General features: G+C 55.6%; 23 protein-coding genes. 20 read left to right on the top strand and 3 right to left on the bottom strand.

Going from position 1 to position 26,891, the window contains the following annotated elements:
• Genes gspD through L2W48_RS05720 form a run of 7 tightly spaced genes read left to right on the top strand, consistent with a single transcriptional unit; the run spans position 1 to position 8,854 of the window.
• Positions 1-1,971, top strand: a complete 1,971-nt coding sequence (gene gspD / locus L2W48_RS05750) for a type II secretion system secretin GspD (protein ID WP_236098411.1) — start codon at positions 1-3, stop codon at positions 1,969-1,971.
• Positions 1,968-3,470 (top strand): GspE/PulE family protein, encoded by a 1,503-nt coding sequence (locus tag L2W48_RS05745; protein ID WP_236098416.1) that lies wholly within the window; start codon positions 1,968-1,970, stop codon positions 3,468-3,470. The genes gspD and L2W48_RS05745 overlap by 4 nt, the downstream gene beginning before the upstream one ends.
• Before the next feature lies 1 nt (position 3,471).
• On the top strand, positions 3,472-4,623 hold the full coding sequence (locus L2W48_RS05740) for a type II secretion system F family protein (RefSeq protein WP_236098417.1): 1,152 nt from the start codon (positions 3,472-3,474) through the stop codon (positions 4,621-4,623).
• A gap of 25 nt (positions 4,624-4,648) precedes the next feature.
• Entirely contained in the window at positions 4,649-5,068 is a 420-nt protein-coding gene (gene gspG / locus L2W48_RS05735; protein ID WP_005658724.1) for a type II secretion system major pseudopilin GspG, read from the top strand.
• Positions 5,069-5,072: 4 nt separating this feature from the next.
• The gene (locus L2W48_RS05730; protein ID WP_236098419.1) at positions 5,073-5,474 is read left to right on the top strand and encodes a prepilin-type N-terminal cleavage/methylation domain-containing protein; all 402 of its coding nucleotides are present in this window, start codon (positions 5,073-5,075) and stop codon (positions 5,472-5,474) included.
• Entirely contained in the window at positions 5,471-8,188 is a 2,718-nt protein-coding gene (locus tag L2W48_RS05725) for a sensor histidine kinase (protein ID WP_236098420.1), read from the top strand. The genes L2W48_RS05730 and L2W48_RS05725 overlap by 4 nt, the downstream gene beginning before the upstream one ends.
• 24 nt (positions 8,189-8,212) lie before the next feature.
• The gene (locus L2W48_RS05720) at positions 8,213-8,854 is read left to right on the top strand and encodes a response regulator (RefSeq protein ID WP_236098628.1); all 642 of its coding nucleotides are present in this window, start codon (positions 8,213-8,215) and stop codon (positions 8,852-8,854) included.
• 59 nt (positions 8,855-8,913) lie between these two features.
• Here L2W48_RS05720 and L2W48_RS05715 read toward each other — a convergent pair whose 3' ends face one another.
• The gene (locus L2W48_RS05715; RefSeq protein ID WP_236098422.1) at positions 8,914-11,031 is read right to left on the bottom strand and encodes a glutamine synthetase III family protein; all 2,118 of its coding nucleotides are present in this window, start codon (positions 11,029-11,031) and stop codon (positions 8,914-8,916) included.
• Between the two features lie 292 nt (positions 11,032-11,323).
• Between L2W48_RS05715 and L2W48_RS05710 the strand changes: the two genes are divergently transcribed.
• From L2W48_RS05710 to L2W48_RS05685, 6 genes are read left to right on the top strand one after another with little or no spacing between them, the layout of a single operon-like run.
• Complete coding sequence (locus tag L2W48_RS05710) at positions 11,324-12,244, top strand: efflux RND transporter periplasmic adaptor subunit (protein ID WP_236098424.1); 921 nt, start codon at positions 11,324-11,326, stop codon at positions 12,242-12,244.
• A complete protein-coding gene (locus L2W48_RS05705) occupies positions 12,238-12,954 on the top strand; it encodes a YggS family pyridoxal phosphate-dependent enzyme (protein WP_236098427.1) in 717 nt (238 codons plus the stop codon). Before L2W48_RS05710 ends, L2W48_RS05705 begins: the two co-directional genes overlap by 7 nt.
• 5 nt (positions 12,955-12,959) lie before the next feature.
• Positions 12,960-13,397: a cell division protein SepF gene (locus L2W48_RS05700; protein ID WP_236098430.1), complete on the top strand. Its 438-nt coding sequence runs from the start codon at positions 12,960-12,962 to the stop codon at positions 13,395-13,397.
• Positions 13,390-13,863: a DivIVA domain-containing protein gene (locus L2W48_RS05695; RefSeq protein ID WP_236098432.1), complete on the top strand. Its 474-nt coding sequence runs from the start codon at positions 13,390-13,392 to the stop codon at positions 13,861-13,863. The genes L2W48_RS05700 and L2W48_RS05695 overlap by 8 nt, the downstream gene beginning before the upstream one ends.
• Positions 13,860-15,923: an ATP-dependent DNA helicase RecG gene (gene recG, locus L2W48_RS05690; protein WP_236098438.1), complete on the top strand. Its 2,064-nt coding sequence runs from the start codon at positions 13,860-13,862 to the stop codon at positions 15,921-15,923. The genes L2W48_RS05695 and recG overlap by 4 nt, the downstream gene beginning before the upstream one ends.
• Positions 15,924-15,939: 16 nt before the next feature.
• Positions 15,940-16,377 carry a regulatory protein RecX gene (locus L2W48_RS05685; RefSeq protein ID WP_236098440.1) on the top strand — a complete coding sequence of 146 codons (438 nt, stop codon included), beginning with the start codon at positions 15,940-15,942 and terminating at the stop codon, positions 16,375-16,377.
• On the opposite strand, the gene L2W48_RS05680 is transcribed toward L2W48_RS05685, so the two are convergent.
• Positions 16,374-17,066: a FadR/GntR family transcriptional regulator gene (locus L2W48_RS05680; RefSeq protein WP_236098442.1), complete on the bottom strand. Its 693-nt coding sequence runs from the start codon at positions 17,064-17,066 to the stop codon at positions 16,374-16,376. The genes L2W48_RS05685 and L2W48_RS05680 overlap by 4 nt on opposite strands.
• A 120-nt stretch (positions 17,067-17,186) precedes the next feature.
• Here L2W48_RS05680 and L2W48_RS05675 point away from each other — a divergent pair, with 120 nt between their 5' ends.
• The 5 genes from L2W48_RS05675 (at position 17,187) to L2W48_RS05655 (ending at position 22,091) form a co-directional block, all read left to right on the top strand.
• Positions 17,187-18,158: a TRAP transporter substrate-binding protein gene (locus L2W48_RS05675; protein WP_236098445.1), complete on the top strand. Its 972-nt coding sequence runs from the start codon at positions 17,187-17,189 to the stop codon at positions 18,156-18,158.
• A gap of 5 nt (positions 18,159-18,163) precedes the next feature.
• Positions 18,164-18,637, top strand: coding sequence for a TRAP transporter small permease (locus tag L2W48_RS05670; RefSeq protein WP_236098453.1), 474 nt, complete (start codon positions 18,164-18,166; stop codon positions 18,635-18,637).
• Positions 18,637-19,914, top strand: coding sequence for a TRAP transporter large permease (locus L2W48_RS05665; RefSeq protein WP_236098455.1), 1,278 nt, complete (start codon positions 18,637-18,639; stop codon positions 19,912-19,914). The genes L2W48_RS05670 and L2W48_RS05665 overlap by 1 nt, the downstream gene beginning before the upstream one ends.
• Positions 19,915-19,932: 18 nt before the next feature.
• Positions 19,933-21,594 (top strand): dihydroxy-acid dehydratase, encoded by a 1,662-nt coding sequence (gene ilvD, locus L2W48_RS05660; protein WP_236098458.1) that lies wholly within the window; start codon positions 19,933-19,935, stop codon positions 21,592-21,594.
• A 74-nt stretch (positions 21,595-21,668) separates the two neighbouring features.
• Positions 21,669-22,091, top strand: coding sequence for an RrF2 family transcriptional regulator (locus L2W48_RS05655; protein ID WP_005658698.1), 423 nt, complete (start codon positions 21,669-21,671; stop codon positions 22,089-22,091).
• A gap of 75 nt (positions 22,092-22,166) precedes the next feature.
• Here the strand turns inward: L2W48_RS05655 and L2W48_RS05650 are convergent, their stop codons facing one another.
• On the bottom strand, positions 22,167-24,251 hold the full coding sequence (locus L2W48_RS05650; protein ID WP_236098459.1) for a methyl-accepting chemotaxis protein: 2,085 nt from the start codon (positions 24,249-24,251) through the stop codon (positions 22,167-22,169).
• A gap of 304 nt (positions 24,252-24,555) precedes the next feature.
• On the opposite strand from L2W48_RS05650, the gene rny reads away from it, so the two are divergent.
• Entirely contained in the window at positions 24,556-26,094 is a 1,539-nt protein-coding gene (rny, locus tag L2W48_RS05645; RefSeq protein ID WP_236098460.1) for a ribonuclease Y, read from the top strand.
• A complete protein-coding gene (locus L2W48_RS05640) occupies positions 26,095-26,880 on the top strand; it encodes a TIGR00282 family metallophosphoesterase (protein WP_236098462.1) in 786 nt (261 codons plus the stop codon).
• Positions 26,881-26,891 lie beyond the last annotated feature (11 nt).

Below are 26,891 nucleotides of genomic sequence, written 5' to 3'. Positions count from 1 at the left end.
GTGATTCGAAAAACGTACGTCGCTTTTATCCTTGCCATATGCTTAGGTTGTGTCCTTTACCCTGCGGTCTTTCCGGAACCCATCCTTGCCCAGGATAAAGACGAACAGAACGAACAGAACCTGATCGAGGCTGCAAAGGCCATGAGAGAGTCCGGATCGGTTCAGTTCAACTTCACCGACCTGGATGTAGTGAAGTTCATACGCTTTATGTCCGAGCTTTTGCAGAAAAACATAATAATAGCCCCCAACGTCAAGGGTACCATAACGGTTATGTCTCCCCGGTCGGTCTCACTTGCCGAGGCCTATAAGATCATGCTTACGACACTGGAGATGAACGGGCTTTCCCTGGAGGATATGGGAGACTACTACAAGGTTCTCAAGGGAGGAACCACCCTGGAGAACAGGGCTGTCAGGAGCAGAATCGGTCCCGGTTACGGCGAGCAGGTGGTGAACCAGGTGGTGCCGCTGGACTTCGTGTCCCCCGGGTTCGCCCAGAAGGCGGTTCAGCCTGCTGCGGGAAAGACCGTGATGGTCATACCTCTGGACGAGGGCAACGGGTTGCTTCTGACCGGCCCCGCTGCGGACGTGCAGAGGGTGGTCAACCTTCTGAGAGCTCTGGACGTCCCTGACGGTATAAGGCGGATTTCTGCCGTGCCGGTGAAGGAGGCCAACCCGGATCTGCTGGCCCAGCATCTGGCCAACCTCGCCAAGGACCCGACAGGCCCATTCAGAGGGCTCACCGCCCTGTCCGATTCGTCCAGCCGAACCCTCCTTCTGGTTGGAGACAGCTCCGCACTGGAGTCGGCTAAAAAGATAGTTAAGAGGCTGGACGTCCCCCCCGTGTCGGGGGAGTTCCACGTCTACAGGCTCAAAAACGCCGACGCTCAGGAGGTGGCCAAACAGCTCAGCCAGATACTGGGGGTAGCTGCAAGGCTCCAGCCCGGCAAGGAAGGGGCCATGCCAACCACTGTGGTCCCGGACATACCTACTAACAGCCTTATCTTCGCCGTTCAGGAACAGCAGTACTCCGGCCTTATAGACATAATAAAGCAGCTGGATATCCAGCCGAAACAGGTCATGATTCGTGGGCTCATAGCGGAGGTCAACCTAACTGATCTCAAAAATGCCGGGATAGACTGGGCCACCTGGGGAGGCCAGGTGTCGGGAAGCACGGTATTCGCCGCCAACGCCGCCCTGGGAGGCTCCACAGGGGTGCCCTCCACCTTCGTGGACTGGTTTCAGGAATTAAGCAAACACGAAGAGGAACTTTACAATGACGACGGTAACCTTGTTGGTACGAAGACGACCTACGATGGTAATGCCCTTATCTATGCCTACGTCCAGCTCTTGAAGAAGTACGACGCAATGAACATACTCTCCATGCCCAGGCTTATGTGTACCGACAACAAGGAGAGCTCCCTCATGGTTGGACAGACCATACCTCAGATGAAGGCCTCGACCTCGGACATATCCAACCCGAGCTCGGTTCAGAATAGCTACGACTACAAGGACACGGGGCTGAAGCTCAAGATAACCCCTCACATAAGAAGCGGAAACCTGGTGGCTCTGGACATAGAGCAGAGTACCGAGGAGGTGCTCAGCGCCATGACCAGCACGACCCCTGTCACGGCTAAGAGGGAGGTAAAGACCTCCGTCCAGGTCAGAAACGGCCAGACTATAATTTTGGGGGGCCTTCTCAAGGAGACGGAGAAGAGCCTCAAACAGAGGGTTCCCATACTCTCCTACATTCCCCTGGTGGGAGAGCTGTTCAAGAGCTCGACCAACCAGAGGGAAAAAATAGAGCTTATGGTTTTTCTAACCCCCTACATACTTGAGACCCCCGAGGCGGCCTCCGAGGCCAGCAAGGCTGTTGCGGCTTCCGACACGGACCTCGGTCTGAGCGAGGCGGAGATTCGGCTCAATCGACGTTTCCATGAAATGTATCAGGAAGCGGTGAAGAAGCAGAGATGATCGATTCAACCCCTTCCAAGCCGAGGAACCTCCCCGAAGCTTCGATCATAGCGGAGATGCTACCTGGCTCGGTCAGTCTGGACGGTCTTCGTTCCGACGGAATCCTCCCCATAAGAAAGGAGGACGACCTGCTGGTGGTGGCTGTGCCGTCTCTGGACCGTTACGACAGGGCCCAGGCTTTGGGATACGCCCTCGGGGCGGTGGTGGACGTAGAGATCTACGATTCAGCGGCTATATCGGAGCGTATAAACCAGCTGTACGATCTGCGCAGCGGAGCCGCCGACGACGCAGTTCGAGACATGGAGGGCATAGACGACGTGGACGCCCTCGCCAGGGAGGATGTCCTCAGCGACTCGGTTGACGTCCCTGTCATCCGTCTGGTGAACGGCCTCTTCGCCGACGCCATGAAACAGAGGGCCACCGATATCCACGTCGAGTCCTACGAGGACTCGGTCATAATCCGCTTTAGGGTGGACGGCGTCCTTCGGGATAGGCTGAAGTTGCCCAGAAGCCATCAGGCTCCTCTGGTCAGCAGGATAAAGGTAATGGCCAGGATGGATATAGCGGAACATATGGCCCCTCAGGACGGACGGATAGGCATAACCGTAGGAGGTCATGCCGTGGACGTCCGAGTTAACTCGGTTCCCACCCAGCACGGCGAGAGGATGGCCCTCCGGCTCCTGGACAAGGGAGGCGGAGCCCTTTCATTGAGGGATCTGGGCATGGACGAGAGGGAGCTGGAGTTGATGGAGAGGATAATATCCAGCCCCTACGGGATGATCCTGTTCACCGGCCCCACCGGTTCCGGTAAGTCCACCAGCCTCTACGCCATTCTTCAGGAACTGGCCAAGCCGTCGGTTAACGTTATAACCGTCGAGGACCCGGTGGAGTACGACCTTCCGGGGGTGGCCCAGATACAGGTGAACGAAAAGGCGGGTATGACCTTCGCCTCCGCCCTGAGGTCCATCCTCAGACAGGACCCGGATATAGTCATGATAGGGGAGATGAGGGATTTCGACACGGCCCACATAGGAGTTCAGGCGTCCCTTACCGGACATCTGGTCCTATCCACCCTTCACACCAACGATTCCATAAGCGCCGTCGCCCGTCTGGCCGACATGGGTGTAGAGCCCTATCTAGTGGCCGGTTCTCTTGTCGGGGTGGTGGCCCAGAGGCTGGTTCGCCGTCTCTGTCCCCACTGTAGACAGGAGGTTCCAGTTCCCTCCATTCTGGCCAAAAACGGCGTCAAGAAAGCCTGGGGACCGTCCGGGTGTCCTAACTGTTCCGGCACTGGCTACAGAGGTCGAGTTGGCATATACGAACAGCTGGTCATAGACGACGATCTCAGAGAGGCCATAGCGAGAAACGCCCCTGCTGCCGAGATGAGGGCCCTGGCCGAGCCTCAGGGATTTCGTACTCTCTGGGAGATCGGTCTCTCTTTGGTTGAGAAAGGGGCCACGTCGCCGGAAGAGTTGATCCGAGTGGCCGGAGAGGTGTGACATGCCGACCTATCGCTACAGCGCCTACGATTCCAAGGGGAACCTCAAAAAAGGCCGTATAGAGTCTCCCGGAACCCAGCAGGCGGCGGAAAGCCTGGCGGTTCAGGGACTTGTCGTGGTGGATATGTCCGAGGACAGCCGATCGAAGAGGAAATCGACGGTTCGGTCGCTGTCTCTGGACGACCACGAGACCTTCTGTCGATCCCTCTCAACATATCTCAAGGCAGGTCTTCCCCTGTCCGAGGCCCTGAGGTTGCTGGAGAAGCAGGGAGGCAAGAGGCTAGGGCTGCTGTATGGATCGCTTAGACAGGCGGTGGAGGGGGGGCGAAGGCTTTCCTCCTCCCTGAGGGATGCCGGATGTTTCGACGAAAACCTGTGCAGTATGGTAGAGTCCGGCGAGAGAGGCGGTACCCTGGACGAGGTTCTGATCCAGGCGGTGGGGCTTTTTTCCATGCAGGCCTCCCTCAGAAGAAGACTCCAGACCGCTATGACCTACCCGGCTATAATGATGGTGGTAGGGCTGGGAGTCGTCGCTTTTCTGATGACCTACGTGGTTCCCAAGGTGGCGGTTCTCTTTTCGGACATGGGCAGGGCCCTTCCCGTTCCAACCAGGATACTGATGGGGCTTTCCCGTGCTTTTCAGGCCATGGGGGTTCCTCTGCTTCTGGCCGTTTTGGTCCTCTTCATCCTTGTGAAGTCGGGCAGACTGAAGGTAAAAATGCCCTTCTTCAGAGGGATCAGAAACAACATAATCGTCTCTCTAGTGTGTTCCAATCTGGGGTCGTTGCTCCGTTCAGGCATTCCTTTGGTCCAGGCTCTTAGGATGAGTTCCGTTCTGGATCCCAGAAAAGATCGCTGGATGGCCATAGCCGATCAGGTCAAAGGAGGACTCCGTTTCGAGAAGGCCCTGGAGAAGGACGGTACTTTCGACGAAGATCTGGTGTATTTTGTCAGGATAGGCGAGATAGGAGGCGATCTGTCCGGAGCTTTGGAACAGATAGCCCAGACCAGATGGGATAGGGCCAGAGCCAGCATGGATCGTATGGCGAACCTGATAGAGCCTGTCATGGTGTTGTTTTTGGGACTCGTCGTGGGCTTCGTCGTGGTAGCCATATTGTTGCCCATCTTCGATATATCCAGTTTCGTTCGTTAGCAGAATCTTTTAAGGAGGAATTGCAGTGAAAAGACGAAGTGGTTTCACGTTGGTCGAGGTCCTCGTCGTAGTGGTCATCATAGGAATGTTGGCCGCCTTGGTGGCTCCCAGAGTCGTCGGTCGGGGCGAGGAAGCCAAGCGGACCGCCGCTCTTGTCCAGATCCGCGAGATAGAACAGGCCTTGGACATGTACAAGCTGGACAGCGGCATGTATCCCACCACGGAACAGGGACTGGAGTCTTTGGTGGAGAAGCCCACCACCTCCCCGGAGCCCAAGAGGTGGAAAGAGGGCGGCTATCTCAAGAAGGTCCCGGTGGACCCCTGGGGTAAGGAATACGTCTATCGCAAGCCCGGGGATCACGGCGAGTTCGACCTGTTTTCCTGCGGTCCCGACGGGGAGGAAGGCGGCGAAGGGGACGGCAAGGACATAACCAACTGGGAATGACGTCATGACCAGCGGTCGCCGGGGATTCACCCTTTTAGAGGTGATGTTCGTCGTCGTTCTGATCGGCATCATGGCGACTCTGGTGGTCTCCAGGATAGCTCCCAGGGAGCCGGATGGACTGATATCGCTCAACCGTTACCTTTCTGATATTCGATCGGAGGCCATGGATAGAGGGCCTCTGATCCTGACCGTCGAGGACGGTTCACTGACGGTCCTTGACGGTTCCCTGGAATCTATCGATCTTCGATCGGAACTGCCCGACGGAAGCTGGCAGGCGGTTCCCGAGAGGATCCTGTTCTACAGGGACGGGTCATGTTCCCCGGGCAGACTGATCTTAAAGGGAGCAAAGGGAGAGGAGTCTTTTCTGATAGCCGTTACCGGAAGGGCCTACGAGGTTCCTAGATGAAGTTCTCCAGGATGGCTCTGTCCGAATGGGGAGCCTATATGGTCGGCGTGTCGTTCTGTATAGTCGTATATCTCGGAGGTATGTTCTTTCTAGATAGATCCGAGGTGTCAAAATCCAGGGAAGAGGGGCTGCTCAGGAGATCGGAGCAGCTGACCCTGGCTGCCCGGGCCACATCGGACAGGTTGAACGACATGGTCCGACATTTTTCTACGGTGTCGAGATACGTTTCCTCCGCCTTCATCTCCTCCGACTTCGACAGAGACTCCCTCAGGGAGATACAGTCTCTGGAGTTGACCTCCTTTCCCCAGATATTGGATATCTCCGTGGTTACCTACGACGACGATCAGTGGATGTACGGATCGGAAAACCGCACTATATTCGAGCAGTCCCTGCATTGGGGAAAGCTGTTTCTGAGCCGTTATATGGAGAGAGGGAGGGGGAATTGGATTCCTCCTTTTTCCGTATCCCCCGGCCTCAGGATGATGGGCATGGTGTATCCCTTAAGACAGGGACGTATAGCTTACGGAGCCATGGTCGTAACGCTGGACCTGGACAGGCTTCTTGGACACGTCGTCTACGATCTCAAGATGGGAGGTAGCTCCTACATATTGAGTCCTCTGGGCGACGTGGTGTTGTCCAGCGATCCTGAGACCGTGGGGCACAGCGTGTTCGGCGATCTACACGGCAGGAAGGCGGACCTGAGGCTTATGACCAGGGACGTGCTCAACAGATCGTCCGGTGAGTCTATGGAGCAGCTTCCTGGAGAGGGTCTGAGGGTGCTGGCCTGGCACAGCGCCAGAATAGGTGGACAAAAGCTTGTTCTGGTGCACGTATCTCCTGACCCGGCTCATCTCAACATGGTCTTTCACTTTAAACGCAGGCTTCCTCTGACAGTCTTTCTCGGAGTGACTCTGGTGGTACTGAGCCTGCTTTTCGTCTCCTCATATCGCAAGCTCTGGGGCATCCTTACCGAAGGGGAGAGGCGATATGCGGCGGTACTGGAGGCCCAGACAGATCCTCTGATACGTTTTCGATCCGACTGGACCATCACCTTTGTGAATCGGGCCTGCTGTCGCTTCTGGGGATTGTCCAGGGAAAAACTGGTTGGCTCCTCTCTAGGCAACAGGCTCAAGGCCACCGAGAGACTGGGGCTCCAGTCTCTTCTGGACGGGCTTGATCGAGGAGAGAGTCGCCAGGGAGAGTGGACTCAATCGGTAAACTCTCCGGACGGATCGGAGAGGTGGATAAGATGGAGCTGCGTTCCCGTTTCGGGAGTCGGATCGACCGATCTGGAGATACAGGCGGTAGGCAGGGATGTCACCTCCCTGTACTCCCTCCAGAGGGAGCTGGCCCGAAGGAAGGACGCCTTGGACGCTATCTTAGAGGGGGCTCCCGTTCCGATATGCATGACCGGGCTGAGCGGAGATGTCAGGAGATTCAACCGTACAGGAAAGACCCTATCGGCAAACGACGGAGCATTGCGCCGTATGGCACAGAGAGTCGTCCGACAGGGCTACGGGATATACGGCGAGGACCTGTCCTTTTCTGACGAAAAAGGTAACAGGAGGGTTTTCTCGGTAAACGTGGTTCCCTATAAGGACGAAAACGGCGAGATGAAAGGGACGATAGTGGCCGGGATGGAACTCACCGAGGTGAGAAACATCGCCCGCAGGCTTCTGGAGGAAAGGGAGGACCGCTACAGGAAAATACTGAACGCCATAGGAGACGGCGTCATTCTCTGTCGTAAGGGTGTAGACGAGCTTTTCCGGGTGGATCTATCCAATCCGGTCGCCTCCGATATGATAGGAGGGGTCGATAGACCTCCGGTAGGCCGTTCTCTAGGAGAAATCTTTTCGTCCACCTCGCTTCGTCAGGTGGAGACCTTGTTGAGCAGCAGCAGAGGACCTGTCGGTCTGACCGGAGACCTGCGTCGTCCCGACGGTTCAAGCCTTCCTGTCGAGATGAGCCTTACCGTTTTCTTCGAGGACGGCCTTTCCGTGCTGTTGGTAGTTATGAGGGATATCTCCGAAAGGCTGGAGGCGAGATCCAGGGAGAAGAACTACGCCAGGCAGCTGAGGAAGCTGATAGGTCGTCTCGACGAGGTGGAGCAGCAGGAGAGGCAAAGAATGGCCGCTTATCTTCACGACGTGGTGGGACAGAATCTGGCATCGGTTAAAATCCGACTGGGTCTGGCCATGAGGGACGCCTCCGGCTCGGTGAGAGAAGGTCTGAAGCAGTGCGTTGTTTTGGCGGACCAGATCATATCTGAGACCAGGGCCATGACCTTCGAGCTGGGGTCGCCCCTGCTCGACGAGTTAGGCTTCGGCCCGGCGTTGGAGCGCATGTGCGACGTAGTTCGAAGGGACAGAGGCCTAGCCGTTTCCGTAAAGGACGATGGCTCGGCGGACCTTCTGGATAGGAGATCCAGAGGACTTCTATACAGGTCCATCAGAGAGCTTTTGATAAACGTGGGCAAACACGCAGAGGTTTCGGAAGCTTTCGTAAGGCTCGAAAGGGACGGAAAATTCGTGGTCGCCACCGTTCTCGACGAAGGCAGGGGCTACGATCCGGAAAACCTGGATCGGTCTGCCGCGAACCTTTCCTTCGGCCTTCTCAGCATAAGGGAGAGATTGGCGGGGATGGGGGGAGAGCTTATCTGTCGATCCTCTCCTGGAAAGGGAACCAGGGCTACCATAAAATTGCCCATAAGGTAAGTGAGGAGGGGTCTCTTGATAAGGGTGATGGTGGCGGACGATCATCAGATCGTCCGTAAGGGGTTGGTGATGCTCCTGGAGGCGGAGAAAAACATCGACATAGTCGCCGAGGTCTCCGATGGAAGGGCCGCCGTGGATATAGCGGAAGAGCTCCGTCCCCACGTGGCCGTAATGGATATAGTGATGCCCGGTATGGGAGGGATAGAGGCCACCAGAAGGCTGAGGAAGCTCGGCGTTGCTGTGGTGGCCCTGTCGATGCATTCGGACAGGCATTTCGTGGTGGAGATGTTCAGAGCAGGAGCCAGGGCCTTTCTGCTAAAGGACTGCGCCACAGATGAGCTGGTCGGTGCCATAAGGGCGGTGGTCGAAGGAGAGGCCTATCTCGGCCCCAGCATAGAGAGAGGGCTTGGGATGGACCTTGCATCGTTGGATTATCTGATAGCCGAGGAGGATCAGAGGACGGAGCTCACCCCCAGGGAATGGGAGATCCTCCAGCTCGTTGCGGAAGGCAGGAGCACCAGGGAGATCGCCTCGTCTCTCAATCTGAGTGCCAAGACGGTCGAGAATCACCGGCAGAGCGTGATGAATAAGCTGGATCTGCACAACGTAGCTGACCTTACCAAGTATGCCATAAGGTGTGGACTTACCGACACTGAGCTTCTTTGATATATCAAGCGGTGCGCCTCCTTTGTTGGAAGGCACACCGCTTTTCCTTTTAGATTTTTTCACTCTGTGGTGAGCAGATCCCTGTATCTGGGGTAGGGCCATATGTCTCCTGCCACCAGCTGCTCCGCAGCGTCGCTCATCCCTCTGACGGCAGCCATCTGGGGGAGGGCCTCCTCCGTTACGATCCGTGCCCTCTCGGAGAGGTTCATGTTATTTGCCCTCTGTCTCAGGTCGTCTAGGTTCTCTATTCCAGTTATGAGACCGTTCTTGAGCGTCACCAGCTCTTTCAGAGATTTATTCCAGGGATCCATGTCCTTGCGGAGTTCCTCAGGGAGGGACCTTATGGCCTCCGATTCAAGCGATATCTGTCTGGTGACGGCGGGAAGCACCCCTTCCCTTATCATGGCGGTCATAGTCGCCATCTCGACGTCCATGGCGTTTACGTACTGCTCCGTTCGTATTTCGTGATAGGCCTCCACCTCTCTCTCGGTCATTATTCCCAGATCTGCGAAGAGAGAACGGTTTTCCGGGATGAGATACAGGTCCAGAGCTTCCGGAGTCGTGTTGGCCACTGTGAGCCCTCTTTTAGCCGCATCGTTCTGCCACTCGGGAGCGTAGGCATTGCCCTCGAAACGGACCGCTCTGCTCTCCTTCGCCCCGTGACGTATCGCCTCCAAGGCTGCGTCGGTGACGTCCATTCGACCTTCCGATATCCTGTGTTCGATCATAGACGTCATCTCTTCGATCCCTTTGCTCCACACCGCCAGGAGAACCGTGAGAGGGCCCGCAAGGGCCTGAGGGGCGCCTACCGCCCGGAACTCGAACTTGTTGCCGGTGAAGGCTATAGGAGAGGTCCTGTTTCTGTCCGAATTGTCCGCGACTACCGCCGGGAGTCTGTTGAGGCCCAGATCTATCAGGGAACGGGACGGCATCTTGTCCGGCAGGCCCTTTTCTATATTGTCCAGTATCTGGGTGAGCAGGTCTCCCAGATAGACGCTCATTATCGCCGGAGGGGCCTCGTGTCCACCTAGACGGTGCATGTTGCCCGGAGAGGCTATAGCCGCCCTCAGAAGCCCTCCGTGTTTGGATACTCCCAGCAGAAAGGCGCTCAGAAAGGTCAGAAACTGAATGTTCCGTCTCTGATTGCTGGACGGCTTGAGCAGATTGCGCCCTTCGCTGTCCCTCAGGGAGAAGTTTAGATGCTTGCCGCTTCCGTTGACGCCTGCGAAAGGCTTTTCGTGGAGCATCAGCTTGAAGCCGTGTCTGATGGCCATCTTCTTCATTATCTCCATCAGTATGTGGTTCTGGTCGCATCCCAGATTTCCCTCGGCTATGTCTGGGGCGAACTCGAACTGACAGGGGGCGACCTCGTTGTGTCTGGTCTTGAGGATCTGTCCCATTCGGTACATGTCCCTCTCGACGTCTTCCATGTAGGCCAGCGTCCTCGGGTGTATCGAGCCGAAATAGTGGGCTTCTACGGTCTGCTCCAAAGGCGAGGGAGCCCCTATGAGGGTGCGACCGCATTTCATGATGTCCGGTCTCTTTCTGGCTTTCTCTTCGTCCACCAGGAAGTATTCCTGCTCGCCTCCCACGGTGACGTCCACGGATCTGACGCTCCTGTTGCCGAAGAGCTTCAGTAGACGCATCGATTTATTCCGGACCACGTCTATCGATTTTAGCAGAGGGGTTTTCATGTCCAGAGGGGTTCCGTCGTAGGATATAAAGACAGATGGTATGCATAAAGTCGCTCCCTTAGGACTTCTCACCACAAAGGCTGGGCTTGAGGGGTCCCATGTGCTGTATCCTCTGGCCTCGAAGGTGGACCTTATCCCTCCGGAGGGAAAGGACGAGGCGTCCGGTTCGCTTCGGACCAGCTCCATCCCGCTGAACGAGTCCATAGGGGCTCCCGATTCGTCGGTGGTGAGAAACGCCATGTGCTTTTCGGCGGTCGTCTCGGTTCTTGGAAGGAACCAGTGGGTGTAATGGGTGGCTCCCTTGGACACTGCCCATTCCTTCATGGCGGTAGCCACGAAATCCGCCACCGATATGTCCAGTTTCTGTCCGCCCTCGATGGCTGTCACCAGTTTGCGATAGATCTCGTCCGGGAGAACTTCCTTCATGGTCTTTCTGTCGAGTACGTTCATCCCGAAAATTTCCTTTGGTCTGGATATCTCCATGTTTCTTTCCCCTCCTCGTCTTCAGTTCCTGTGTCCTGCAAAAAAAAGATGCCCCTTTATACCATCCGTTTCTTTTTTGTGCAAGAGGTTTTTCTGTTTTTTTGCTATTTTGACCTTGAAGCGCATGCGTATACATGTGATTTGATCGTTTTTAGCTATGGTTTCTTCGAATTGAGCATGTCTTGTTTGTGCGATCTTTGTTTTTTATCGTGATAAAGTGTGAGGCTCGATAGAAAAAAAAAACGGTGCTGTTGTAAAATAGGCGGTGCATAAGCGATCTAGGAGGGCTTCGATGAAATCCAAGGGACTGCACGTCGCCTACATATCGTTCGTGACCTTTATCGTGGTCGCCGTGGTCTCGGTTTATATGGCCTGGTGGTGGCATACATCCGGATCCGTCCCCGATCTGGTGAACGCCAGGACCGTATTCTACAGGGACGATATCCCGGTCAGAGCGGTTTTGATATGGCGGGAGGAACTGGTAAGCTCGAGGGTCAGAGGGTCGATCCAGTACAGATACGGCTCATCTCCCGCTGTCGTGGGGAAGGGAGATCTGGTGGGAACCGTCTTGAGAGGCGGAAAGAGCTTTTCCATATACTCTTCTCGCAAGGGATATTTCGTCCCAGGTCTGGACGGTCTCGAGGGCAAGTGGAGATATTCTTCCATATGGCCCGGGTCGGCGTCTTTGCCGGAGCCGCCGGGGACCCTCTTTTTTCAGGACCTCTCGGAGATAAGGAGGGACAGGGTCATAGGCAAGCTGATACCCCAGCCTCAGACCCTCCGGTGCGTGTTCTACTGTCCTCTGACCGATTCCCTCAGTGCCGACATAGACGGGGGGACCGTGGAGTTCAGGCTGGATCCATTGGGAGTGCCCTACAGTGGGGAGGTCCGGGTTGCTCAGAGGATGGGCCATACCGTCAAGCTTTACGTCAATCTGCCCTTCTTCCCGGCGGACGTAGTGGCCCGGAGGGAACTCCGGCTTTTCGTCAACGGAGGAGAGGGTAGAGGGGTGGCTGTTCCCGATTCGGCGGTGGTGATACGTCAGGGGGTAAGGGGAGTTTTCGTCCTCGACGGGAACAAGGTCTCCTTCCGGGAGGTCGAGGGGTTTCCTGTGGACGGAGGTCGTTTTATGGTGGAGGCTGGATTAAACCCCGGGAGTCTTGTATTATTGAACGGAATGACCGCTCAAGAGGGGAGGATAAAGTTGTGGTAGATCCTGTTGATTGTGAAGTTCAAGTTAGAGAGGTTCTGGACCGTATGGCCGAGGCGGCCCTTCGTTCCGGCAGACGTCCGGAGGACGTTCGCCTGTTAGGGGTCACCAAGACCCACCCGGTCGAGAGGATTCTCCCCGTCGCCAGGACCGGTTTGGTATGGGCCCTGGGCGAGAACAGGGTTCAGGAGGCGGAGGGGAAGATGGAGAATTGGCCGGAAGACCTCTCCATTCCCTGGCATCTGATAGGCCATCTACAGAGAAACAAGGCGAGAAAAGCGATGGCTCTTTTCGACGTGATCCACAGTGTGGACAGCCTGCGTCTGGCCGAGACCCTGGATCGTCTGGCGCTGGAGTTCGATAAGGCCCCTTACGATATAATGATAGAGGTGAATACCTCGGGAGAGGCCTCCAAGCACGGCATATCTCCGGAGGAGACCCTGGACCTTCTGGATGGGATTTTCTCTTCCTGCGGTCATTTGAACCCTGTGGGCTTGATGACCGTGGGGCCTCTTTGCGACGACCAAGTCCGTATAGGCAGGGCTTTTGGAGTTCTGAGAGAGCTAAGAGATCGAGCGACGAAGGAGTTCGGACGGCCTCTGCCGGAACTTTCCATGGGAATGAGCGGCGATTTCGAGCTGGCTATAGAAGAGGGAAGCACCATCGTGAGGGTAGGTTCGGCTATTTTCGGAGAGAGGGAACGGAGGCAGTAAAGGATATGTTGAATCGGCTTTTCGAGCTTTTGGGCATGACCGACGATTACGACGACGACGATATAGTAATCACATCCCATAAGGAAAACGGTCTCGACGAGATCCCCCCGGCGGTTGAAACCTCTAGGGAGGAACGGCTCGAGAGGGTCATGAGGCCTCTTCCTCCAAAGGCGGAGGTCATTCTGTGCAGAGGGTCGGACTGTCTGGAATTGAAGGACGATCTTCTCTCCGCTCTGAGGCAGGGACGGCTGATATTGATCGACCTTCAGGGTGTCGACCTGGATCTGGGGAACGATCTGTTGACCGCTATAAACGAGGTCATCGCAGCTTCCAAGGGTAGTCTGCTCAGGGTATCCAGGAGCAGTTTTCTCGCGACACCTGTGAAGACCGCCTGCGAGGAATGGGTTGCCGGAGAGGAGAGGCAGGAGAACTCTGGTGACTAGTCTCGTCACGGTTCTGGACGTCGAGAACGTCTCCTTCTCCAGGACCATAAGAGGCTATAATCCCGACGAGGTCGAGGACTTTCTCGATCAGGTCGCCGATACCCTTCAGTACTCGGCGGAACGTCAGGCCGAGCTGGAACAGGAGATCAGAAGGATGCAGGAAAAGATGGGAGAATACGATACTTTAAGGGATTCCCTTCAGGAGGCCCTGCTTATGGCTCAAAGAAGCTCGGAGGAACGGCTCGGATCGGCCAGGAAGGAGGCCGATGCCATAGTGGCGGAGGCGAGAAGCCGAGCCGAGGGCATCATTAACGAGGCCAGAGGCAAGAAAGACGACCTCCTGCGCCAGTGCGACGAGGCCCGTAAGACCAAGGAGATGTTTCTGGCCGATTTCAGGTCTCTTCTGGTCCGTTTCAGCAGTCTTGTCGAGGGATCGGACAGAGAGGAGGAGGGCTCCTTTCCGTGACCGTTTTGGACAATTCCATCCGGTATCTCAACGGAGTGGGTCCCGTCAAGGCGTCTCGGCTGGAAAGGCTGGGGGTTCGCACTTTGGGGGACCTGCTCTTTTTTTTCCCCCGTCGCTACGAGGATAGACGACGAATAGTGCCTTTGAAGGATCTTCAGGCCGATACCGTGGCGGCCTCCATCGTTACGGTGGTGTCCACCGACAGCCGTCTGTCCGTTAAAAAGAGGATATCACTGACCAGAGCCATCGTGAGCGACGATCACGGCTTGGCATCCGCTCTATGGTTCAACCGCAAGGGACTGGATCGTCTCTTGACCTCGGGGACCAGGGTGGCCCTTTACGGGAAGATCGCCAGGGAGGGCGGAATGTCTCAGTTCGTGGCCCCCGAGTTCGAGATCCTCGGGGAGGACGAGGTTCCCGTGCAGATCGGAGGGATCGCCGCCGTATACTCCCTCACCGCCGGCCTCTCCGATCGGTGGCTGAGAAAGACTATACGTAGATTACTCGATCAGGTTTTGCCCGAACTGGAGGACCATATGCCGGAGTCGATCCTGAGGAATCTGGACCTGGAGCCCCTCGGTTCGGCTATAAGGGAGATGCACTGCCCCGTCTCTCCGGAGAGCTGGAAAAGAGCCCGCCGTCGTCTGGCTTTCGACGAGCTCTTTATGCTTCAGATCGGCCTTGCCATCCGTAGACGATCCGTAGGGGAGCTTCGAGGAGCACCTAGGCTTCCTATGGGAGGTCCTCTCAGACGGAAGATCGAGGATTCCCTGCCGTTCGAGCTCACCGAGGATCAGAGCAGGGTACTGGCCGAGATAGGTACGGATATGTCCTCGGAGGTGACGATGAACCGTCTTCTTCAGGGGGACGTCGGATCCGGTAAGACCGCCGTGGCGACTCTTGCCATGATGCAGGCCGTCGACGGGGGAACCCAGGCGGCTCTTATGGTCCCGACCTCGATATTGGCCCAGCAGCACGCTATAAGGCTGAGGTCCTTTCTGGAGCCTCACGGAGTCAAGGTCGGCCTGCTAACAGGTGGACTTTCTGCCAGGGAACGGAGAGCTTTTCTGAAGGAAATAGCCGAAGGCTCGGTCGATCTGATCATAGGCACTCACGCTGTCATTCAGGAGGACGTGGTCTTTCACAGGTTGGGGCTGATCGTGATAGACGAGCAGCACCGATTCGGCGTGCTTCAAAGGGGAGCTCTTGGAGGAAAAGGCGAGATGCCCCACGTCTTGGTCATGACTGCCACTCCGATCCCTCGCACCCTGGCCCTGTCGGTGTATGGAGATCTCTCCGTATCTGTGATAAAGACGATGCCGAAAGGACGGATTCCGGTCAAGACCAGGTGGATAGGGGAGCATAAGGTGGACGATCTCTACGGCTTTCTGGATTCGGAGATGGACAGGGGCAGGAGGGTTTTCTGGGTCTGTCCCCTCATAGAGGAGAGCGAGCATCTGAATGCCCGTCCTCTGGAGGAGAGGTTCGACTTTCTGGTTCGCCGTTTCGGATCGAAAAGGGTGTCCATGCTTCACGGCAGGATGTCCATGGAGGAGCGACGATCGGTTATGGAGGAATTCGCCTCCGGAGAGAGTCCTCTTCTGGCGTCGACCACTGTGATAGAGGTCGGGGTCGACGTTCCAGAGGCGACTGTGATGGTCATAGAGGGAGCCGAGCGTTTCGGTCTCTCCCAGCTTCATCAGCTAAGAGGAAGGGTCGGACGAAGCGATGAACAGTCCTGGTGTTTTTTGTTGGGAAAGCCGGGAACCCATGACGGCAACAGACGGCTCGAGGCCATCTGCTCCAGCTCCGACGGATTCGAGGTGGCCGAGGCTGACATGGCGATTAGAGGTCCAGGTGAGATATGTGGGACCAGACAGCACGGGCTTACCGATTTCAAGGTGGCCGATCTGATAAGGGACGAGGATCTTTTGACTCTGGCCAGGAGGATCGCGATCGATATGGTGGGGCGAGATCCCGCCCTGGATTCGATTCCGGCAGTGAGGGAGATGGTCTTCAGGATGTACCGGGAGAAGCTGGAGCTTGCCGGTACCGCTTGATCCGGGAGGTGATCCGTTGGATCGACACGAGAGATACCTTCAGAATCTACTGGGAAGAGGGGTATACCCCAGGAAGGAGCTTTTCGTCCGGCTGAGGCGAAAGGGTTGCGAGCGGTCCACGACAGAGGCTCTCTTGAATCGCTATGAGGAGCTGGGACTGATAGACGATCGGGCCTACGCTATCCTGTTCGTGGACGGCCATCCCGACTGGTCGGTAAGACGTATCAGAGACGAGCTTCGCTCCAGAGGAATACCCTCCGATTTTATATTGGAGGCCATAGAGGAGGCCGATATAGACGAGGAGGAAAGAGCGGTCCGTCTGGCCGAGGGATGGCGTTCCGTCGGGATCGAGCCCCGGAAAATAGAGGGAAGGCTCTTTCGCAGGGGGTTCCCCGGAGACGTCGTCTACAGAGCTCTGGGAGACGACGTCCGGAGATACGACCGACCCGATTAGGGATGCCCCTGTCGGAACAGGCGGTCGGCTATCCTGAGGTGGTCCTCTGTGATCTCCATGGCCCTGCTGTCGTCGCCGATCTCAACGGCATTCACCAGCTCTCGGTGTTGATACAGCACCTCGTCGGGAAGCCCGGGATTGGCGAAGAGTCTCCTCCTGGTGTCCCCTATATACCGTTCCATGAGGAGGGCGACCCCCTCGAATACCCTGGATAAAAGCTTGTTTTTTGCTCCGTCCACCACCGACATATGGAGAAGCGAGTCCCATCTGGCTCCGTCGGAGTCGGTAGATGATTTCTCCAGTTTTTCCAGTTCTTTTAGGCATTTTCTCATTCTGTCTACGTCCGATTCGTCCCTTCGTCTCGCAGCCAGTCCGGACGCGGGAATCTCGACCAGACGTCTCATCTCCATCAGCTGATCCATGGTCTCGTGAGGCCACAGCATGACCCCCGATATCACCCCGTCCAGGCTTGAGGCTATGTCCCTTCCTGTGACGTATATTCCCTCTCTGCCCTTTATGTCCAGTATGCCCATGCCCTCCATGGTGACCAGTGCCTCTCTCAAGAGGCCTCTGCTAACCCCTAGGGTCTCGGCGAAATCCCTCTCGGAGGGGAGTTTCCCCAAGGGGAAATCCCCTCCCTCTATAAGTTCGGCTATTCTATCTATAAGGTTCTTCCTCTTACTTTCCATCTTGTTCCATCCCCTCCGTGTAGATCCTATTCGGTGTTGTCAAGCGATCCCTATTCTAATATAATGTCCTCGGTTTTGGTAGTACCATTGGTCCAACCAAGAAGGGGAGGTAAGAAGAAGATGAGAAAATCTGTGATGTGCGCTTTGGCCGCTATGTTGGTCGTTTCAGCGGTGAGTACCGGTTTAGCCAAGGAAAGAACCCTCAAGCTGGCCCACGTGGTCAACGAACAGGACGCCTTTCACGTGTGTGCTCTGAAGTTCAAGGAAGTGGTGGAGGCTGGGGGCGAGGATCTGAAGGTTACCATTTTTCCCAACGCCAAGTTAGGCGACGAGAGGACCCTTCTGGAGAACATGAGGATGGGAGTGGTGGACGCGGCGATCATAACCGGAGGCCCGATCATCAACTTTATGCCTCAGTTCGGTGTTTTCGACCTGCCTTTCCTCTTCCGGGATACCGACCATGCCTACGCGGTGTTGGACGGCCCGGTGGGACAGAAGATGCTGGACGGTATGGAAAAGTTCGGATGGAAGGGACTTGCCTACGGAGAGAGGGGATTCCGCAACCTCACCAACAGCGTGAGGCCCGTTAAGGAGCCTGAGGACATGAAGGGGCTTAAGATACGGCTCATGCAGAATCCGGTTTACGTCGAGAGCTTCAAGACCCTTGGAGCTAACGCCGTCCCCATGGCATGGACCGAGGCCCTGACGGCTCTTCAGCAGGGAACCATAGACGGGCAGGAAAATCCTCTGAACGTGATAGTTTCCTTCAAGCTCTACGAGAGCCAGAAATATCTTGCATTGACCAGGCATGCCTACGCTCCGAACGTCATAATGATGAGCATGGCTACATGGAAGAAGCTCTCTTCCTCGCAGCATGAGTTGATCGAGAACGCCGCCAAGGCTGCCTCCAAGGCGAACAGAGACCTGGACAACCAGAAGGCCGCCGAGTGGCTCCAGTTCTTGAAGGATCAGGGTATGGAGGTTACGGAGCCGGATCTTGCGGCTTTCCGAGAGGCTGTAAAACCCATATACGACAAATATACCGATAAGTTCGGTGCCGAGACGATCAAGGCCATCGTCGACACGAAATAAAAGCAATGGCTTTCGTTACTGTCTTGAGCGATAGGGTGAACAGGGCCTGCGAGGTCCTTCTGTTCGTCCTCATGATAGCTATGGTAGCCCTGACGACAGCTCAGATACTCTGCCGGATATTCGGGGACGCCCTCATATGGTCCGAGGAGTTGGTACGGTTCATGCTGGTTGGAGCCTCGCTGGTAGGAGCCGCCGTCGCCTTTTACCGGGGAAGTCATATATCGATAACTTTTCTTACCGAGAGGCTTCCCCGGCCTCTGCGCCTTTTCGTGGCGGTGGTGGTGCAGTCCATGGCCGTGGCTTTCTTCGTGATAGTGGGCTGGTACGGAGGTGCTCTTATGGAGACCGAGGCCTTTCAGACGACTCCGGCTCTGGGCGTTTCCATGAGGTGGATCTACGCCATGTATCCTCTTTTCTGTGTCGTGGTGATACTCCATCTCGTGGCCGGTTTCAAAGGTCTCTTTGAGGGGGATTCCTGATGGGGTTCGTGTTGGGAGGCGCTTTTTTCCTGCTGATGGCGCTGGGGATGCCGATAGGCCTGGCCATAGGGGTGGCTGCCACTATAGTCCTGCTTCTCAACGGCCTGCCCCTTCAGATGGTGCCTCAGATGATGTTTACGGGGAACAACTCTTTTGCCCTGGTGGCAGTTCCATTCTTCATATTGGCCGGTGATATTCTGGCCAAGGGGGGGATCTCCGAGAGGATCGTGGCGTTTGCCGAGGCCTCTCTGGGCAGGATCAGAGGGGGGCTCTCGATAGTCTCCACAGTGGCCTCCATGTTCATAGCGGCCATCTCCGGCTCCGGCGCTGCTACTACCGCCGCTGTGGGATCGGCCCTTCTGCCGGAACTCAAGGAAAAGGGCTACGATCTGGATTTTTCCGCCGCTCTCATCGCAGCGTCGGGGACCATCGGAGTGGTTATACCGCCCAGCGTTCCGATGGTGCTCTACGCCGTTATAGCCGGAGAGTCTGTGGCAAAGCTTTTTATGGCTGGATTCATTCCCGGAGCTCTTATGGGAACGGGGCTTATCGTTCTGGCTCTCCGGGTTGCAAAGAAGAGAAACTACCCTGCCGCCGATCCCGTTCCTAAGGAGGAGAAGAGGCGGCGTTTTAAGGATTCGATATGGGGTCTGATGACCCCTGTGATAATACTAGGGGGGATCTTCTCAGGTTTCTTCACCCCTTCGGAGGCGGCGGCCATAGCCGTGGTGTATTCTCTGGGAGTCGCTTTCTTTGTCTATCGTTCCATGGATTGGAAGAAGTTCTATCGCCTGGTGGTGGGGGCGGGGGTTACCTCGTCTTTGATAATGTTCATCATAGCGACGTCCAAGCTTTTCGGATGGGGATTGGCCTTTTACGAGGTCCCGGAGGCTGTCGCCAGTGCCTTGTTAGGCGTGGCCGGAGGCAACGAGGCCATGGTGTATCTGATGATACTTGTGATAGTGCTCCTGGCCGGTATGGTGATGGAGACAGCTTCGGCATTGATAATACTGACACCGATCTTTCTGCCCACGGTAATTCAGATGGGAGGAGATCTGATCCATTTCGGCGTGATGATAGCGGTTGGACTGGCTATCGGTATGGCCACGCCTCCGGTGGCTATCGATATCTACGTCGCCAGCGCCATAACGGGGCTGTCGGTGGAGGAGATAAGCCGCCCTATAGTTCCTATGGTCCTGGTGCTTATGGCTGTGCTTCTGTTGACCACCTACGTTCCGTGGCTGACGGTTTTTCTGCCCAGCCTGATATGGGGTTAATCCAAAGGGGGATTTGACTTGAACAGCGATTTCGTAAAGAAGGGGTTCGAGAGGGCTCCTCATCGATCCTTGATGAAGGCAAACGGTTACACCGATTGGGAGATCGACCGTCCTTGGATAGGGGTCGTCAACGCCTATAACTCGATCATTCCGGGGCATATTCACCTCAACCGTATAGCCGGAGCGGTCAAAGCCGGTGTCTATGCAGCAGGAGGTCTCCCTCTTGAGTTTCCCGTAATAGGGGTGTGCGATGGGATAGCCATGGGGCACAAGGGGATGAAATTCTCCCTTCCCAGCAGAGAGCTGATAAAGGACTCTATAGAGCTTATGACCCAGGCCCACGGTCTGGACGGTCTTGTGTTGGTCACCAACTGCGATAAGATCATACCGGCCATGGCGATGGCGGCGGCCACTCTGGATATACCTTCCATAGTGATCAGCGGCGGTGCCATGTTGGCCGGTTCCTCCCCCGGTTGCGCTACCGATCTGAGTACGGTATTCGAGGCGGTTGGGAAAAAAGCGGTCGATCAGATATCCGATAAGGAGCTTCTCGAGCTAGAGGATTCGGCCTGTCCTACCTGTGGTTCCTGTTCGGGAATGTTCACCGCCAACACCATGAACTGCATGATGGAAGCTTTGGGACTGGCACTTCCCTGGAATGGGACCATTCCCGCCGTGTTCGCCGCCAGGGATCGTCTGGCCAAGGATGCAGGCAGACAGATAATGGAACTGTTGGAGAAGGATATAAAGCCCAGAAAGATATTGACGAAAAAGGCCTTCGAGAACGCAGTAGCGGTAGATATGGCTCTGGGAGGTTCCACCAACACAGCTCTCCATCTTCCCGCCGTCGCCCACTCGGCCGGGGTGGATCTCACCTTGGAGGATATGGACGCCATCAGCCGCCGTACACCTCACCTGTGCAGCATGAGCCCTGGCGGGGCTCATCACATAGAGGATCTCTGGAAGGCCGGAGGAATCCAAGCCGTGCTGAAAGAGCTTCTGGACGCCGGTTTGATTCACGGAGATTCGATCACCTGCACCGGTCGTACCGTGGCGGAGAACGTGGCCGAAGCGGAGATCAAGGACAGGTCGGTTATCCATCCCGTCTCAGATCCGGTTGATCCCGAGGGTGGTATAGCCGTCCTCAAGGGAACGTTGGCTCCCGACGGAGCGGTGGTGAAGCAGACCGCCGTGTCTCCCGAGATGATGCGTCACAGAGGTCCAGCCAGGGTTTTCGAGTCGGAGGAGGCGGCGGGAGAGGCCATAATGAAAGGCCTCATCTCCGACGGAGACGTTATAGTCATCCGCTACGAGGGACCTAAGGGTGGACCTGGAATGAGGGAGATGCTGGCTCCCACCTCGGCGATAATGGGAAGAGGGCAGGGTGGCTCAGTGGCTCTAATAACCGACGGGCGTTTCTCCGGGGCCACCAGAGGAGCCTCCATAGGCCACGTGTCGCCGGAAGCCGCCGCAGGAGGACCTATAGGGCTTGTCGAAGACGGCGACGAAATAGTGATAGATATACCTGCCAGAAAACTGGATCTCATGGTCGACGCCGATGAGTTGGAACGCCGCAAGAGGGAATGGATTCCGATGATGCAGCCCGGGGCCACCTCGTATCTGGAGCGCTACAGGGCTTTCGTTACGTCCGGCAACAGAGGGGCGGTTTTTCAGGACTGATATCTAAGTGGCTCATAGGATACTTGACAAATAAAGTTGGGTATAGTATCCTCCTACCACGGAGGGTGATGTAGATGAAGCTGTCGACTAAAACCAGATACGGACTCAGGGCGATGATCGACTTGGCTCGAGGCTACGGTACCGGTCGTCCCATATCGATAAGCGAGGTAGCCAAGAACCAGACTCTGTCCGAGAGCTATCTGGAGCAGCTTTTCTCAAAGCTCCGGAAATCCGGTCTGGTCTCCAGCGTCAGAGGCGCTCAGGGCGGGTATCTCCTGAGTAGAGATCCTAAAGAGATCCTTACCTCGGAGATAATAGATTCTCTGGAGGGGCCCATCAGCCTGGCCGATTGCGTGGACTACGGCACCTGCGAGCGAGGAGGTTGCTGTCCAGCCAGGTTTCTTTGGGAAAAGGTAAGCGATAGCATAGAGAGGGTTACGTCGTCTACTACCCTTTGGGATATAATCGAGGAATACGACCGAGAGTGCACCGGTTGATATCGAAGAGGGGGGCGTTAGCCCCCCTCTTTCTTTAAACGCTCCGTCAGGTTGCCTTGTTGTCGTTTAGTGTCTCTATAGCTTAAATCTTTCCATGTTTTTCTTGAGCTTTTCGGTGTTTTCCACGAGGTCTTCCGAGTCGGATACCATGTTTTTCGCGATTTCAAGGGTTTTCTCCGAGGAGTCGCCTACGGTGCGTATCCTGTCCACCATCTGAGCTACCTTGGATGTGACGCTGTCCAAGACCAAGGCCATCTCTTTGCTGGAGGCTGCCTGTTCCTGGGATACGGCGGCTATATCCTGTATGGCTTCGTTTAGATCGCGGATATCCTTTATCGATTCTTCCATGTAGTTTTTCGTGTCTTGAACCAGAATTAGAGCCTCGGACATATAGGAGGCGTTTTCTTTGGTTATCTCCATGGATGCTTTGGTCTGGGACTGTAGATTTCCTATCAGTCCGTCTACGCTTCCGGCTGCTACGGAGGATTCTTCCGCCAGTTTTCGGACTTCCTCAGCCACCACGGCGAAACCCTTTCCGGCCTCTCCTGCTCTGGCTGCCTCTATGGCGGCGTTAAGGGCCAATAGATTGGTCTGATCGGCGATTTTGGTTATCGTTTCGACGAAGGACGATATGGAACCGACCGATTCTCCCAGTTGCTCCATGTCCGAGGATCCGTTGCGTGAGGCTTGCTCCGCCGAGGTTATCTTCTCCATAAGGCTAGACATGTGGGAAGCCGATTTTTCTGCCCGGTCGGAGGTTCTGGCGGCTATCTCAGCTCCGTCGGTGGTCCTCTCCGCCACGGAGACCGCCCCTCCGGATATCTCCTCTATGCCAGCGTTAGCCTGTTCCAGAGATGCGGAGCTTGTCTCCAGATCGTTTATCAACTGGAACACCGCCGCTCGGACTTTCTCCATCGCTCGGGCTGTAGCGTCGCTTCGTTCCGTTATGAATCGGGCTTTTTCCGACGTCCTATCGGACTGGTCTCTGGCTTGTCCTATCATGTCCCTTTGGGCTTCGAGCATCAGGGCCAATGAGCGGGCCAGCTCTCCAACTTCGTCCTTCGCCATAGGGCCGAAATCGCCCTCTCTGGCGGAAAGGTCTCCGCTTCCGGCTTTACCTGCTATTGATGCCACTTTTCTGACAGGGTCGGTTATTCTTCTGGATATATACCATATGAGACATGCCAAAAAGATCAGCGATACAGCGGCGACCACGGCCAAGGTCACAGTGAGTTTCCTGATGGGAGCCATGGCCTTCCCCATGGGAAAGACCAGCTCGAATATCCAGGGCCTGTCCACTCCCTGTATGGAGATAGGGACGTATTGATGTAGCATAGATTCTCCTCGATTATCCGAGGTTATCGAGTAGGTCTTTTCCTGTGAGATCTCTTCTATGATTCGGTCGAGGTTGATGTTATCGCTTTTCTCTCCCAAGAGCTCATCCTCGGGAGATGCAACGTAGATTCCCCGATCGGTGAGAATGGATGCGTAGCCGGTGTCCAGAGGGGTTATGTTTTCGACTATTTCCCTTATCCCGGAAAGTTCCAGCTCAGAGTAAATGGCCCCCAGGAATTCACCTCTGTGTATTATGGGTATACCGTAGTCCACGACAGTGACCTTGTCGCCTTCGAATGTCCATGTAGCGGGGGGAAAGATCCTTGCTTTACCAGAGTCCTTTATGTCGAGGTAAAAGCCTCCCGGTTCCATGTAGCCGCCCTGGGCGGTGCAGGGCTGTATGGTGGCTTTTTCCCCTGAGCGGGCGACCCACGGTGTATATCTTCCGTCGTCGTTATAACCTGGTTTGTCTCTGTAGGCATGGTCTTTGCCGTCGAGTAAGTCCGGTTCCCACACAGTGTATAGCCCGAATATAAATGGGTCTCCTTCCAGGGTGCTCCTGAGTAGACTGTCGTACTGTTCCCTGGTGGCTCCGGTTTCCCGGAGGCCGATAAATCCGTCTCGAAGTTTTTCTGCCGTTTGGGTGAGATGAATAAGGTCGTTTTGAACCTGGTTTGCATATCGAAAAGTAGTAGTCAGTACGTTGTCCTCCAGTTGGCTCATGTACGTTTTCCTGACCGCCGTTCCTACCACCGATATGACGGTTAAAAAGACCAGCGTCACCGGTACGATGATCCAGAGCGACATTTTTCCTCTGAGGCTCATATATATTCCTCCGATCGATATCTCTTTAAGGAACTTGAGAGTCAAGTTTCCCGTTAAAATATATCAGGGGTATAACTTGAGGGCATCCGTATGTGCGTGATCTATGACGTAACGTTTTTCGTGATTTTGTTTTCGACCTATGCAGTCTAGGCGGTGTAGTGCTTTTTTGCCCCTTCCGCCGAAAGAAAAACGCAACCTTTAAATCTGAAGTCTCTGTTGGGTCTTGTTGGCTTTTTACAGAACCTGTAAAATAGGCCTCATCGTTGTCATTGTCCTCATAAAATAAAGGAGTTGAGATCTGTCTATGGAATCTACGATGATTCTCGGAATCGCTGCGGGGCTGGTCTTCGGCGTCGTAGGCGGTCTCCTGATTTCCAGATCTCTCGGTGGAAAGCACCTCGCCAACGCTCAAAGGCAGGCGGACCAGTTGTTGAAAAAGGCCGTCAAGGACGGGGAGCACCGCAAGAGGGAAATGCTCTCGGAGGTAAAAGAAGAGATCTTCGGGATGAAGCAGGAGACGGAAAACGAGATTAAGGAGAGAAGAGGGGAACTTCAGAGGTCCGAGAGACGTCTGGAGCAGAAGGAGGAAAACCTCGAACGAAAGCTCGACAAGGTCGGTCGTCGTGAGGAGGACCTCAAGAACAAGCTCGATTCGGTGGAGAAGAGACTTCAGGATATAGAGAGTCTCAAGCAGGATCAGCTGGTCAAGCTGGAGGAAGTCGCTCAGCTCAACAGAGACGAAGCCAGGGATATTCTGATGAGGGACGTAGAGGAGAAGGCTCAACACTCTCTAGGTCTTCTGATCAAGGATCTCGAGGAGAAGGCCCGCAGAGAGGCTTCCCGAAAGGCCAGGGAGGTTGTAGTCACGGCGATTCAACGCTGTGCGGTGGAGTATTCCTCAGATGTGTCGGTCAGCGTGGTAAACCTTCCCTCCGACGAGATGAAGGGGCGTATAATCGGCAGAGAGGGCAGAAATATAAGGGCCTTCGAGACCGAGACGGGAGTCGATCTCATAGTGGACGATACCCCGGAGGCGGTTACCATAAGCTGTTTCGATCCGGTCCGGCGGGAGATCGCCAGGCTCGCTTTGGAGAGGTTGGTCACCGACGGCAGGATACATCCCGCTCGTATCGAGGAGCTCATTCAGAAGGCGACCGAAGAGGTGGAGGAGTCCATCATGGAGGCCGGGGACCAGTGTCTGCTGGATCTGGGCGTCAAACATATGCACACCGATCTAATCAGGCTGATAGGGTCTCTTCGATATCGCTACAGCTACGGTCAGAACGCACTTCGACACAGTATGGAGGTTGCCCATATATCCGGTATCATAGCGGCTGAACTGGGTGCAGACGAGGAGCTGGCCCGGAGGGCCGGTCTGCTTCACGATATCGGTAAGGCCGTTGACCACAAGATAGAGGGCCCTCATGCCGTAATAGGAGCCGATCTGGCGAAGAGGTACAATGAATCTCCGGAGATAATAAACGCTATAGGATCCCATCACGAGGACATGGAGGTCCAGTCGATCTACGACGTCATAGTGGCGGCTGCCGATGCCATCAGTGCAGCCAGGCCCGGCGCCCGTAGAGAGAGTCTGGACGCCTACGTCAAGCGGCTGGAGAAGCTTGAGACCTTGGCGAAGTCATTCAAGGGAGTGAGCAAGGCCTTCGCTATTCAGGCTGGCAGGGAGGTCAGGGTAATGGTGGCTCCCAACGTGTCGGACGAGGGCGTCATAGCCAAACTGGCTTTCGACATAGCCAAGAAAATAGAGGAAGAGATGAAGTATCCGGGACAGATAAAGGTAACGGCTATCAAGGAGTTCCGGTCGGTGGAGTACGCCAAGTAGATGAGAATTCTCTTCATAGGCGATATGGTGGGTAAGCCGGGTCGTAGGATGGTATCCGAGTCCCTCCCTTACCTTCGAGCGAAGGAAGGCCCCTTCGATTTTGTCCTGGCCAACGGCGAAAACGCCGCGGCCGGAAGGGGGCTCACCGCTAAGGTCGCGGAGGAGCTCTTCGATATGGGGATCGACGGTCTTACCTCGGGGAATCACATTTGGGACAAGAAGGAATTTATTCCGTTGTTGGACGAGGAGTCTCGGGTCGTCCGTCCGGCGAACTATCCTCCCGGATGTCCCGGCAGCGGGGTTATGGTCTTACGGAAGGGAGGTCTATCTCTGGGGGTTATCAACCTTCAGGGGAGGGTCTTTATGCCTCCTATAGACTGTCCTTTCAGGAAGGTCGACGAGCTCCTGAGCGATGTGGACGGAATTCCCGTCTTCGTGGATCTTCACGCCGAGGCCACTTCTGAGAAAAAGGTCATGGGGGCCTACCTGGATGGACGGGTCTCCGTGTTGGTAGGAACCCACACCCACGTACAGACCGCCGACGAAGAGGTCTTACCGAGGGGAACTGCTTATATCTCCGATGTGGGAATGACTGGTTCCTTCTCTAGCGCCATCGGCATGACAATCGAGAGCGTTATGCCCAAGTTCCTTACCGGTCTTCCCTCTCGTTTCGAGGTAGCGACGGAGGATCTGAGACTCAACGGCGTGGTGGTGGACGTGGATTATGAGACCGGGATAGCCCTGGACATTAGAAGAGTTTCGGTTAAGTGGGAAGAATGGCTTTGAATCGATAGTTC

This window comes from Dethiosulfovibrio russensis (genome assembly GCF_021568855.1).
GTDB classification, from domain to species: Bacteria; Synergistota; Synergistia; order Synergistales; family Dethiosulfovibrionaceae; genus Dethiosulfovibrio; species Dethiosulfovibrio russensis.
The sequence above is the reverse complement of the archived record's forward strand: the minus strand, read 5'-3'. Positions and strand labels throughout refer to the sequence as shown.